At 46.7% G+C, this 12,844-nt stretch carries 8 protein-coding genes; 7 read left to right on the top strand and 1 reads right to left on the bottom strand.

The window, feature by feature from the left end:
• Window positions 1-127: 127 nt before the first annotated feature.
• From I6H64_RS08780 to I6H64_RS08760, 5 genes are all read left to right on the top strand, one after another.
• Window positions 128-1,372, top strand: a complete 1,245-nt coding sequence (locus I6H64_RS08780; RefSeq protein WP_008841995.1) for a LysM peptidoglycan-binding domain-containing protein — start codon at window positions 128-130, stop codon at window positions 1,370-1,372.
• Between the two features lie 24 nt (window positions 1,373-1,396).
• Window positions 1,397-1,867 carry a hypothetical protein gene (locus I6H64_RS08775; RefSeq protein WP_008841996.1) on the top strand — a complete coding sequence of 157 codons (471 nt, stop codon included), beginning with the start codon at window positions 1,397-1,399 and terminating at the stop codon, window positions 1,865-1,867.
• Window positions 1,868-2,139: 272 nt separating this feature from the next.
• Entirely contained in the window at window positions 2,140-3,786 is a 1,647-nt protein-coding gene (locus I6H64_RS08770; RefSeq protein WP_056985106.1) for an aryl-sulfate sulfotransferase, read from the top strand.
• A gap of 65 nt (window positions 3,787-3,851) precedes the next feature.
• Complete coding sequence (locus I6H64_RS08765) at window positions 3,852-4,607, top strand: MerR family transcriptional regulator (RefSeq protein WP_008841998.1); 756 nt, start codon at window positions 3,852-3,854, stop codon at window positions 4,605-4,607.
• A gap of 149 nt (window positions 4,608-4,756) precedes the next feature.
• Window positions 4,757-5,077, top strand: coding sequence for a DMT family transporter (locus I6H64_RS08760; RefSeq protein ID WP_008841999.1), 321 nt, complete (start codon window positions 4,757-4,759; stop codon window positions 5,075-5,077).
• Between the two features lie 180 nt (window positions 5,078-5,257).
• On the opposite strand, the gene I6H64_RS08755 is transcribed toward I6H64_RS08760, so the two are convergent.
• Window positions 5,258-5,710, bottom strand: coding sequence for a DUF1836 domain-containing protein (locus tag I6H64_RS08755; RefSeq protein ID WP_008842000.1), 453 nt, complete (start codon window positions 5,708-5,710; stop codon window positions 5,258-5,260).
• A gap of 123 nt (window positions 5,711-5,833) precedes the next feature.
• On the opposite strand from I6H64_RS08755, the gene trhA reads away from it, so the two are divergent.
• Together trhA and I6H64_RS08745 are read left to right on the top strand one after the other, a co-directional pair.
• Window positions 5,834-6,472 (top strand): PAQR family membrane homeostasis protein TrhA, encoded by a 639-nt coding sequence (gene trhA, locus I6H64_RS08750; protein ID WP_008842001.1) that lies wholly within the window; start codon window positions 5,834-5,836, stop codon window positions 6,470-6,472.
• A gap of 420 nt (window positions 6,473-6,892) precedes the next feature.
• Complete coding sequence (locus tag I6H64_RS08745; protein WP_198458922.1) at window positions 6,893-12,817, top strand: Ig-like domain-containing protein; 5,925 nt, start codon at window positions 6,893-6,895, stop codon at window positions 12,815-12,817.
• Window positions 12,818-12,844: the final 27 nt, after the last annotated feature.

Genomic DNA, 12,844 nt, shown 5'->3' with positions numbered 1-12,844 from the left:
GCAGGGCGTAAATGCCGCTGCATTCGTTTTTTTTACGTGATTATTAATATATGCATTGAAAACGTATTTATGAAGAGGTAGTATTAAAATGTAGCTTAAACACTGTAACGCAAATGGAGGATTTTCAATGAATAAGAAAAGAGTTGCGGGTGCTGCTTTAGCAAGTGCCTTATTATTTGCCCCACTGACACTGCAATCAGCCACCGCGCTAGCCGATAGCTTTTACACTAGCCAAACCAACGCGGAACGGGCCGACATTACTAATTGGGTGGCCAACACTTCCCAAGAAATTAGTAATAACCTCAGTTCGCAACATATCGACGTGAATAATTTACACGGCGACCAATACGTGATCCAATGGGGGGACACTCTTTCAGGAATTTCCAACGCAACGGGAATTTCGGTAGCTAAGTTAGCTTACGACAACCGGATCCAAAACATCGACCTGATTTACGCGGGCGACGTTTTGGTATTGAACCGGGATGGCGAAGTGCCTAGCGACTGGAGTTATGAAGGTGACGGAAACTACGTTGCCAAGACCAAGATAACCATCAATAACTTTACCGATAATAGCGACCATTCGGTAAATATCGACGTTTCGCCGGTATCCAACAAACACATTGATAATAGCGATAACAGCGTGAAGAACGAATACGAATCGCCAAAGGATCCGCAATCAGACGCTGATGACAAATCATCATCCGCTTCTTCGGATAATGCTGCTAAAGAATCTAGTGAAGACGCGGACCAATTGGACGAAACCGACTTTTCGGATGCTATCCAAGACGAAATTAAGGATAAATTGAACTTGGATGACGACCAGTTGACCGTTGATTTCACGGGTAAGGATGCCGACGATGAAAGTGACGACACGGATTCTGCCGACGAAGACGTAGATTCTGATACCGACACGGATTCTGATACCGATACCGACACCCTTTACGACGATGACCAAAGCGTCTCCACCGGTAGCGATCAATTAACCGAAAAGAACGCTAAGAAGTTGGCCGACAAGATTGTTAAACAATTAAAGGAAGACGACAAGGATAAGGACGTTACCGACGCCGACGAAATCGAATTGACGATCACGGCTGACGATGACGACTTCACCTTTAACTTAAGTTTGACGTCCGATGATGATTCGGATAGCGATGACACTGCCGATAGCGACGAAGACAGTAGCGATGCGGACAGTGAATCATCCGATGATGAAGATACTGCTAGTTCCGAAGACGAAGATAGCAATGACGACGAAGATGCGGATACCGATAGCGATGAAGACAGCGATTCGCAAGACAACGAAAGCGACGATGAAGACAGTGACCAAGCAGTCGACACCAATGCGGACGTTGAAGACGATGACGTTGAATAATTAACGAGAGGGATTGTTGATTAAATGAAGAAGAAAAAGTGGACCATTGTGGGCGTGATCATTGCCGTGCTGGTAATTATCGGTGGAGGAGTCTACTGGAACATGAGCCACGCCGTAGCTAAGAAAGTTCCTGGAAACACTTATATTTACCAGGGCTTATCAAAGGATAAGTCAGTGTACTTAACTTTTGCGCAAAGCGGCAATCACGTGGTGGTGAGTTCGAACAAGGCCGATGCTGCTAAAGCTAGCCAAAGCACAAGTAGTTTTGACCGGCAGTATAAAGCCCAAGAAAAGAGTGCTACTTGGAGCTATAAGGCGGAAGGCGGTACCTTAACCTTGGCAGAAGAAACCAAGGACGGCCAAGTTTCCCAATGGCAATATAACCACATTCTGGCAACGAATAAGAAGTTCACCGCCCGGAGCTTTACTTACCAAATCGCCAAGGCGGGCCAGGGTCAGGTTAAACGTAAGGTAGTTTTCGAAAAAGTTTCGTAACGCCGAGCGAAGATAACGAAAAACGTAAGTTAAAATAAATAAACACTTATAATGGAAGCTTTTAGCCAAAAGCTTCCATTTTTTTATGGTTTAAACCAGAAAGCAAAGTCACCTTTCAATACTTTAAGAAAATTATATGAACGATAAAACGCTTTCCGTTAACGGAATTCATAAAAAGATTCAAAAAAGCTCCCACCTTTTTCATTTTCAAAACACATTTCCTCGATAAACTACAGCAATGTTGATATCGATATTAAAGGAGATGGGATGTAATGAAAAAAATTCGGGGATGGCTCATTTTTGCCGCAGCTTTAATGGTTGCGCTGGTAGCGGTCGCAGGGTGGGAATATACCGCGCACTCTAAAAGCGACCTACTATCCGAAGAACAAATTATTAAAAATCTGGGAACGAAGTTAGTTACCGAAAATAGCACCACCGCCTTAACCAAAAAGTACGCTAAAATTGTTAAAGATGGCGACTACGATTTAAAAAATCCATACATAAAGGTGAATCCCTATAAGACTTCACCACTAACGGCGTTGGTATACTTTAAAACGCCGAAAAAAGCACAGGTTAGTTACACGATTGAAGGAAAATCGGATAAGACCTCGATCACTAATTCGGTGAAGGGGTACCAAACTAAGCACCAGTTACCGATTGTTGGCTTATACGCGGACTACGAAAATACCGTAAAAATCACCGTGAAGTACCAATCTGGTAAGAAAGAAACTAAAACAATTAAAATTAAGACCGGCAAGTTGCCGAAGTACCTTGACCAAAATGACGTCAAGGTGACAAAAAACGATAAGTCGAAGATGCAAATTGGCGATAACGAACTGACCCTGGTCGACCGGACCGCTAAGCAAGTTTACGCAATGGATGCCGATGGCCAGATTCGCTGGTACTCCACTAACTGGAACCAGCACATGTTCGAACAGCTCAAGAACGGCCACATCATGGTCTTAAATAAGAGTTCCGAAAATGGGAAATACAATCTCCTCACGGAAACCGACTATCTAGGGCGAATTTACCGGCAATATTCTTTTGACGGCACCCTCGGCGGCAACCTTAGTCACGAGGTAACCGTAATTCACCACGACATTGCCGAATTGCCAAACGGGAATTTGTTGCTGACGGTTTCGGACGGAAGTAAGTACACCGAGGATACGGTCGTGGAACTGAACCGGAAGACTGGTAAAATTGTGCGGGTGCTCGACTTTAAGCAAATCTTGCCGGCTTCAATGTACCAAGATAGCAAGCAAAAGGCTAGCGACGGCAACATTGGGACCGACTGGCTGCACATCAACGCGCTGGACTATAATTCCAAGACGGGCAAACTGCTGGTTTCGGCGCGGAACCAAGACTTGGTCATGCAATTGGATTACACGACTGGTAAAATCGAGTGGATTTTCTCAGGAAAGGACAAGAATAGCTGGCCGGCAAAATACCGGGACAAGGTGCTGAGTCCGACCGGCAATACCAAGGTTACCGGCGGACAGCATGGCGTCTACCTTCTTGACCAAAAGGGAGACCAGGAAACCATCATGTTGTACGATAATAACATTGCTGTAAAAAATGGCGATCAGAAGACGTCCGGGAAGTATTCTGCAGCGACGGTTTACCAAATTGACCAGCAAAAGAAGACCGTCACCCAGCAATGGTCGTACGGGAAATCACTGGGGCAGGCAAACTTTACGCCGATCATCGGTTATGCGCAACGATTAGCTAACGGAAATACCTTGATTAATTTTGGCTACAAAAACGACGGAAAAGAATCGAACGTGATCGAAGTTGATGCCGATGGGAACCAGGTCTTCAACGCGACCTTAAGCAACAATCCGGCCGATAAGACTTACGCATACCGGGCTTACCGAATACAGTTCTACCCGGAAAATTATCATTTTGACGTAACCAAATAATTTACCAAAAGGACTTGAAGTTGACGCCACGGCAACCCATATAATGATTTTGAGGAGGTGAGGGGATGTATTCCATCCAAGATTTGGCGAAGCTGGCGGGGATTAGTTCGCGAACGTTGCGGTATTACGACCAGATTGGGCTACTAGTACCGGCGCGGCGTACGGAGTCGGGCACCCGGTGGTACGCGAAAGCCCAGGTAGACGAGTTGCAACGGATTCTGTTCTTTAAGACGTTGGGCGTTTCGTTGGCAACCATTCGGGAAATCATGGCGCAACCGTTGACGACGCAAATCGCGGCTTTGGAAAGCCAACGCGGCCGCATCGCGGAAAAGCAACGCCGGCTCCAAGATTTAGACTTGGCAATCGCCTCCTCCATCAAAATGTTAAGGGGAGTGGGCAAGATGAGTGACAGTGAAAAGTTTAGCAGTTTAAAGGCCCAAAGACTGGCGGAAAACGAAAGTCAATTTGGTCAAGAAATTCGGCAAAAATATGGCAAGGAAACGGTGGAAGTCGCCAACCAACACTACTTGGCGCTTTCGGAAGCCCAATTACAAAGGGCAGATGCCCTTGAAAAAGAGTTGGGCACCTTGTTGTGGGAGGCGTTGACGCAAAATAGCGACGCGACCAAGGCGGCGATTTTTACTGCCCATCAGGAGTGGCTGAAAATCATGGTTGGTAAGCAGTATTCGCCAGCTTACCACCAAAATTTAGCGCAAATGTACCAAGCCGATGAACGTTTCCAACGACACTACGATGAGTTGGCGGGCCAAAAGGGCGCTGGTCAATTGTTGAGTGAAGTTATTTTGACGAAACTGCGGTAACTGGCAAAGTTGCCAATGGTTTTGAAAGTTGTTATGATGTCCTTAAATTAAAAAAATAAGAAATCACCACCGGGTGGTTGGCATTTGTAAAGCTCATTAGGTCTGAGAAGAGCTTTACAGATGCCTTTTTTGTTTAGGAGGAGATTTTAATGACGTGGATATATTTGGTAGTTGCCGGAATTCTGGAAGTGGTGTGGGCTACGGCGCTGAAAATGAGCCAGGGGTTTAGCCAACTCGGAGCAAGCGTAGTGACGGTGGTCGGCATGATCCTCAGTTTTGTTTTTTTGGGCTTGGCAGTAAAACACTTGCCGTTAAGTTTGGCGTACCCGATTTGGACGGGAATTGGGGCGGTCGGCTCAATTCTAGTAGGGGTAATCTGCTTTAGGGACCGCCTCCCAGCAATTACGTGGCTGTTTGTAGCATTGCTAGTGATTGGGATTGTTGGAATAAAGGTGACAAGTGGAAAATAGTAGAGCGCGACAAAGCCTGGTCAGCTCGTGAGGATTAACATAATTAAGGGATTAATCGCGGGTTAGGCGATTGATCCCTTAATTGGGTTAACCGGAAGGAGCTAGGCTTTTTCGCGCGTTTCGACTACGGCAGCAGTAGAACCACCCACTCTCATGTACCAAAAAAAGCACAAACCGGCATCAGCTCAGCTTGCGCTCCAAAATTAATTTATAAAGTACCGCGCGGATTGCCATCTCTAAAGGCGAGAAAGATTGGACGGCCTCGTCGAGGTGTTCGATCTCGTGATTGAAAATACGCACGAATTCGTTGAAGTGGGCTTCGACCTCGTCGGTTGCCAGTAGCGATTTGATGGTGTCCAAACTAAAGCTGGTTTTCAAAACGCTAATCATCATAATCAACGCGAGGTGCTCCGCGGTATATTTTTTCTTGAGTGGGTGGGGCACTAAGCCCATCTTGACGTAGCTGTTGATCATGGTTTTGGTGACCTCGGCGTGTAAAATGGGCGTTAGGTAGCGGTTGGTTTCTTGGATGACCTGGTCCATGTAGAGAGCTAGGTCAGGAAATTGTTGGTAATCCGGTAAGCGAAGCTGCTTAAAATCAGCCAACCACTGCTGGTATTTTTCTGTATTCATAGCACAAACCTCCAAATATATCATAACATAAACCAACATCAAATAGATAATTACTACGCTTTACGTAGAATGCAATTCTATGTATAATGAAGTCATCCAAGGTAAGTAAATGGGGGACTAAAAATGCAAAAAGTTCAAAGGAGCCAAGTAGTTTATGAGATATGGAACGCGATTACCCACGGGGTCGCGTTTGTCGCGAGCCTCGGGCTAGTCGCTTTGTTAATTATGAAATCGATTTCGAACGGGCTGCCGACGCGGGATACCGTCAGCCTCGTCATTTATGGCGCAACGCTTCTAGCACTGTACCTGGCGTCGACGCTATTCCACTGCCTCGCGTTCACGAAGGCCAAGCGAATTTTTCAAATTATTGACCACAGTAACATCTTTTTACTGATCGCGGGCACTTATACACCTTATTGCATAATTTTTTTAGACCGGCGCAGCGGGATCATCATGCTAAGCGCAATCTGGACGATGGCAATCGCCGGGATTATCACCCACATTTTAAGTAAGGGGCGTTTTCAAAAAGTAGAAACGACCATTTACGTGGTGATGGGCTGGTTATGTCTGCTGGCCGGGAAGACCCTCTACGCCAACTTGTCGCCGCTAGGTTTTTGGCTACTGGTTGCCGGCGGGGTGACCTTCACCGTTGGCGCGATCATCTATAGCTTTCCTAAGATTCCCGGATTGCATTTGATTTGGCACTTCTTCGTAATGGCGGGAACCACGTTGATGTTTATTTCGATTTACTTAAACATTTAAAAACTGATGAATATTTATTCTACACTAAAAAGAAACCGGAACTGTTTAAAATAACAGTTCCGGTTTTGTTTGCGCTTTCATTACAAAATTACCAAAAAGGGTAACATGTTTTAATTTGATGTGCCCCATTAATAGAGTGTGAGGGTGAACTGTTAAAACGTTTTACCTAAAACAACCTAAAATATTTTTTAAAAAAATTCGTCACCGTGAACCCTTGATATGACAGCGTTTATACGTGATTTCTTTGTGAAATAACATACTTTTATAGAAAAAATTCAATCTTACCGTTTGACAACGAACACCATGTAGAATATCATGTAGACATTAACTTAGAAGAAGCTAATACATAACATTAATTAAGCATAATAATGATGTAATGCTTCCATAAGTTAAAAATAATGAAAAATGGGGGGATTCAAAATGAATAAGAATCCAAAGAACCACCACGGTGTGGTAGATAGTAAAGTTAGTAACTTTAAGATGTACAAGGTAAATAAGCACTGGGTTTTCGCTTCCGCATTGATGTTATCGATGCTTGGAGCGGGAATGATGCAGACCGACACCGCTGCTCATGCGGATACAGTCAACGAACCGCAAACTGAAATGGTTCATAAGGTTGCCGAAGCGAAGGAAGCACAAAGCGCTAGCGTAACGCCAGCTAAAGAAACTACGGCAGCGGCAAGCAGCGCAGCTCCAAGCTCGGCGGCTCCCGCTAAAGCAGCACAATCATCAATTCAAAATGATAGCGCTGCCAAAGTAGAAAAGGGCGCAACTGCAAGCTCAGCAGCCAGCAGTGCAGCGCCAACTAAGGCAGCAAGTTCAGCAGCGGACAAGTCAGCAACAAGTGCTGCAGCACAAACTGAACAAAAGAAAGCCGACGCACCAAGCAGCGCAGCGAAGGCTGAACAAAAGAACGATGCTTCAGCAAGCAACGCTAGCAAAAATGAACAAGAATCTGCAAAGGCAAGTAGCGCAGCATCATCTTCAGCAGCTAAGCCAGCAGCAGACGGTAAAGACAACAAAGCACAAGCAAACAACTCTTCAGCAGCTAAACCAGCGGACAACTCTTCTGCGTCTAACTCTGACGCTTCAGTTAAAAAAGAAGGCGTGTCCACAGACGAAATTGGAACTTCAGGGTTAGATACAAATGACCAAAACGACATCAATAATGATGCCGCAGCAAAGGCAAAAGCCGATGCTAATGCACAAGCTAAGGATAAAAATGCGGTTGATAACAAAAAGGTTGATAAGGATAAGACCGCCAAGGATCGCGATCCGCGGGCAGGAATTTCTGTTTTGGAAGATGGGAGCCTAGCGATTGATGGCTCCGCAGCTGATGGATTGACTCTTAATGAAGACGGAACTTACGATGGGAATCTGCATTTCAAGTATAACGGAAGTGCGATCGTGGCCCAGGTTGGTGAAGAATCGAACCTAATACTGCAAATTCCGCCACAATTACGGGATCTATTCTCTAAAATTAATCAAACGGGAAATTGGACAAAATACTTTAGTGGTGATGGTAAGTTTACAGTTACTATATGGCCTTTCCCTAGTTATTCAGTTCCGTGGACCTATACAAATAGTGATTTTTCGTATGACGGAAGCACGTTAATTCTAAAAAATAGGCGAGTAGACTTTGCTTTTGAACAGAAGACAACCGAAATTAACCTTAATTTCAATATTGGTCAAGCAGTTACCGACTTTAAAGAACAGATTGATAATGCTGGCGATAACTATACATTTAGAGCCGCAGTAATTGAACCAACAGATATTATCGACTGGCATCCAATTGGTGACTACGCGGGTGTTGCGTCATTAAATACTAGTCATCTGATGCCGACACGGGACGAATTGAATCCACCAACCGTTAATCAGCCGGTTTATGACAATACCACAACGCTTACAGGTAAGGGTGAACCAAATGCTGAAATTGTAATTACGTTACCTACTGGCGGGACATTGCGTACCCATACCAATGAAAATGGTGACTTTAGTATTACCATTCCAACACAACCAGCTGGAAGTGAAATTAGCGTTTCACAAAATGTTAACGGGCAAACCAGTGATGAGGTTAAAGTACCTGTTCAGAAAGCTCCAGAAGTGATTGAAAAGCCAGGCATTGACGCACCACATGCGGGCAGCAAATATGTAACTGGTACGGGGATTGCTGGAGACACTATCCAAGTTTACATGCCAGGTGTAGGCGGTGGTGAAGATGTGATGATTGGTACTACAACTGTTGGGGCGGATGGTAAATGGAGAGCCGCTATTTCAGATCAGTATAATTTAGTCGAAGGCGAAAGCATTTATGCGGTACAAATTAAAGGAAACTCGCGAAGCGACAAGCAGTACACAACGGTTCTTGGAGAAATTCACGTTGACGCACCAATCATCAATCCGATTGCGGAAGGTGACACGGTCATCACCGGAACGGGTGAACCTGGAGATGAAGTCACAGTTTACTTTGATGATGACGTGAATAGTGTAATCGGTCACGCAACTGTTCAAGCCGATGGAACTTGGACAGTGAACGCCGGGCATACAAGACTAGTTGATGGAGATGTAATTTCTGCAGTTCAAACTCGAGATGGCGTAACTAGTGACAAAGACACGGTTTCAGTAAAAGCCAGAGAAGTAGTTGAAAAACCAGTTATCAACGACATTACGGAAGGTGACAAAGTCATCACCGGTACAGGTGAAGCTGGTTCCGAACTCAGAGTATACTTCCAAGACGGTGACGTCCAAATTGGACAAACCGTAATCGTTCGCGCTGATGGAACTTGGACGGTCGATGCTAGTCACTATAACTTGACCAAAGGTACGGTTGTATACGCCGTTCAAACTCGGAATAACGTCGACAGTGAACGTGCTTACAGCACCGTAAAAGGTCGTGAAAATGTTGTTAAACCAGGTATCAACCCAATCAGGGAAGGTGACCAAGTGATCACCGGAACTGGTGTAGTTGGTGATGAAATCAGCGTATACTTCCAAGACGGCGACGTCCAAATTGGACAAACCGTAACCGTTCAATCCGATGGAACTTGGCAAGTCGATGCTAGTCATTACAACTTAACCGAAGGTACAATCGTTTATGCCATCCAAAGCCGTGACGGAATGAACAGTGAAAAGGCTTATCAAACAGTACTTCCTAAGCCAGAAGAAATCCCAGCACCAACGTTTGATAACGTGCGGGAAGGCGCAACCACTATCACAGGCCGAGGCGAAGCTGGCGACACAGTTTATGTTTACGTGAAGGGCACGAACGGCGGCGATGACATCTTGGTTGGCCACGCAACAGTTAGAGCAGATGGAACTTGGTCGGTAGCCACTGGACGAGTTAACGTCTACGAAGGTGACCAACTCTACGCTTACCAAACCAAGGGCGACCAACAAAGTCCAAATGGTACAACTACGGTACTCCCTAAACAAGAAGAGGTTCCAGCGCCAAGCTTCGATGAAGTACGCGAAGGCGCTTCTACCATCACAGGTCGAGGCGAAGTGGGCGACACGGTTTATGTCTACGTGAAGGGCACCAACGGCGGCGATGACATCTTGGTTGGTCATGCAACAGTTAAGGCCGATGGAACTTGGTCGATAGATACCGGACGAGTAAACCTCTTCGAGGGCGACCAACTCTATGCTTACCAAACTAGGGGTGACCAGCAGAGTTCCGATAGCACCACTACAGTGCTTCCTAAGCCAGAAGAATTGCCAGCGCCAAGCTTCGATGAAGTACGCGAAGGCGCAACCACCATCACAGGTCGAGGCGAAGTCGGCGACATCGTTTATGTCTACGTGAAGGGGACGAACGGTAGCGATGACGTCTTGATTGGTCACGCGACAGTTAAGGCCGATGGAACTTGGTCGGTAAATACTGGCCGGGTTAGCATCTTCGAAGGCGACCAACTCTACGCTTACCAAACCAATGGCGACCAAAAGAGTCCGAATGGCACCACTACAGTGCTTCCTAAGCCGGAAGAACTGCCAGCGCCAAGCTTCGATGAAGTAAGGGAAGGCGCTTCTACCATCACAGGTCGAGGCGAAGTGGGCGACACAGTCTACGTCTACGTGAAGGGCACGAACGGCAGCGATGACATCTTGATTGGACACACTACAGTTGGCGCAGATGGAACTTGGTCACTATCTACTGGCCGGGTTAACCTCTTCGAAGGTGACCAGCTCTACGCTTACCAAACCAATGGCGACCAACAAAGTGCGAACGGCACCACTACAGTGCTTCCTAAGCCGGAAGAACTGCCAGCCCCAACGTTTAACGACGTAAAGGAAGGCGATGACACCATTACTGGAAAAGGTGAAGTCGGCGACACAGTCTACGTCTACGTGAAGGGCACCAACGGCAGCGATGACATCTTGATTGGACACACTACAGTTGGTGCAGATGGAACTTGGTCACTATCTACTGGCCGGGTTAACCTCTTCGAAGGTGACCAACTCTACGCTTACCAAACCAATGGTGACCAACAAAGTGCGAACGGCACCACTACAGTGCTTCCTAAGCCGGAAGAACTGCCAGCCCCAACGTTTAACGACGTAAAGGAAGGCGATGACACCATTACTGGAAAAGGTGAAGTGGGCGACACAGTCTATGTCTACGTGAAGGGCACCAACGGCAGCGATGACATCTTAATTGGACACACTACAGTTGGCGCAGATGGAACTTGGTCACTATCTACTGGCCGGGTTAACCTCTTCGAAGGTGACCAGCTCTACGCTTACCAAACGAACGGCGACCAACAAAGTGCGAACGGCACCACTACGGTACTTCCTAAGCCGGAAGAAATTCCAGCGCCCACTTTCGATGAAGTAAAGGAAGGCGATGACACCATCAGTGGACAAGGTGAAGCTGGCGACACAGTCTACGTCTACGTGAAGGGCACCAACGGCAGCGATGACATTCTGATTGGTCATACTACAGTTGGCGCAGATGGAACTTGGTCATTATCTACCGGCCGGGTTAACATCTTCGAAGGCGACCAACTCTACGCTTACCAAACTAAGGGGGATAAACAGAGTCCAAATGGTACTACCGTAGTACAACCTAAGCCAGAAGAAATTACCGCGCCAACTTTTAGCCCGGTAACGGAAGGCGACACCACCATTAGAGGACAAGGTACCGCCGGCGACACAGTTTATGTCTACGTCAAAGGAACGAACGGTGCTGACGATATCGTAATTGGTCACACCACGGTTGGCAGCGACGGTACCTGGACACTCAGTACTGGACGGGTTAAATTGCTCGCTGGTGATGAGCTCCATGCTTACCAAACTAAAGATGGAAAACAGGGTCCAGAAGGTACAACAATCGTAAAGGCTAAGGAAACTGTTAACCCCCCCTCGATGGACGGAATCATCGCAGGCGATTCTGTCATCAAAGGAAAGGGAAAACCGGGCGCAACGGTTACCGTAACCTTACCAAACGGTGACCCCCTACCATCGGTGACGGTGGATGCCAACGGAAACTGGACGGTTGACGTAGGCGATGCCAAACTGCAACCGGGTGATAAAGTTACGGCAGTACAAGCAGACGGTGACAACGTCAGTGACCCAACCACTCAAATTGTGCAAGAGCGGACTGCACCGCCAGTCATCAACGGTATTATCGAAGGGGCTACCACGATCACGGGAACAGGGAAACCAGGCGCAACAGTCACGGTAACCTTACCGAGCGGCGAAACCTCAAAACCAGTAACGATTGATGCCGAAGGAAACTGGACACTCGATGTGAGTGGAGAAGACTTGAAAGCAGGCGATGAAGTCACGGCAGTACAAGCAGACGGCGATAACGTCAGTGAAGAAGCTTCACAAATCGTACAAAAGCGGACTGACAAACCATCAATCAACGGCATTATAGAAGGAGCTACAACGATTAGCGGTAAAGGAGTTCCAGGTGCAACGGTCACGGTTACAATTCCAGGAGGCAAGACTTTGGATCCAGTGACGGTTGATGCCGAAGGGAACTGGACGGTTGACGTAGGCGATGCCAAACTGCAACCGGGTGATGAAGTCACGGCAGTACAAGCAGACGGCGACAACGTTAGTGAAGAAACTTCACAAATTGTGCAAGAGCGGACAGCACCACCAACTGTCAACGACATTAAGGAAGATGCCACAACCATTAAAGGAAAAGGGATTCCAGGAGCGACCATCACTGTTACCGGACCAGACGGCGAACCAATCGGTGACCCGGTGACGGTTGGTAAAAATGGCGTTTGGGTAGTTGATGCAAGTGGAGCAGATCTAAAAGCAGGCGACGAAGTCTCAGTAGTCCAGACGGTTGATGACAATGCTAGTGAACCAGTAAAAGTAACTGTGGGTAGTTAACGAAAAAGTAATCACGAACGAATAAGT

This window comes from Pediococcus acidilactici, from assembly GCF_016127815.1.
GTDB lineage: Bacteria > Bacillota > Bacilli > Lactobacillales > Lactobacillaceae > Pediococcus > Pediococcus acidilactici.
Note: the sequence above shows the minus strand (reverse complement) of the source record. Positions and strands in the feature narration are given on the sequence as shown.

Bases quoted from the DNA above. Each gene is read 5' to 3' on its own strand.
- I6H64_RS08780 (WP_008841995.1), top strand. From the start codon at position 128: ATGAATAAGAAAAGAGTTGCGGGTGCTGCTTTAGCAAGTGCCTTATTA.
- I6H64_RS08775 (WP_008841996.1), top strand. From the start codon at position 1,397: ATGAAGAAGAAAAAGTGGACCATTGTGGGCGTGATCATTGCCGTGCTG.
- I6H64_RS08770 (WP_056985106.1), top strand. From the start codon at position 2,140: ATGAAAAAAATTCGGGGATGGCTCATTTTTGCCGCAGCTTTAATGGTT.
- I6H64_RS08765 (WP_008841998.1), top strand. From the start codon at position 3,852: ATGTATTCCATCCAAGATTTGGCGAAGCTGGCGGGGATTAGTTCGCGA.
- I6H64_RS08760 (WP_008841999.1), top strand. From the start codon at position 4,757: ATGACGTGGATATATTTGGTAGTTGCCGGAATTCTGGAAGTGGTGTGG.
- I6H64_RS08755 (WP_008842000.1), bottom strand. From the start codon at position 5,710: ATGAATACAGAAAAATACCAGCAGTGGTTGGCTGATTTTAAGCAGCTT.
- trhA (WP_008842001.1), top strand. From the start codon at position 5,834: ATGCAAAAAGTTCAAAGGAGCCAAGTAGTTTATGAGATATGGAACGCG.
- I6H64_RS08745 (WP_198458922.1), top strand. From the start codon at position 6,893: ATGAATAAGAATCCAAAGAACCACCACGGTGTGGTAGATAGTAAAGTT.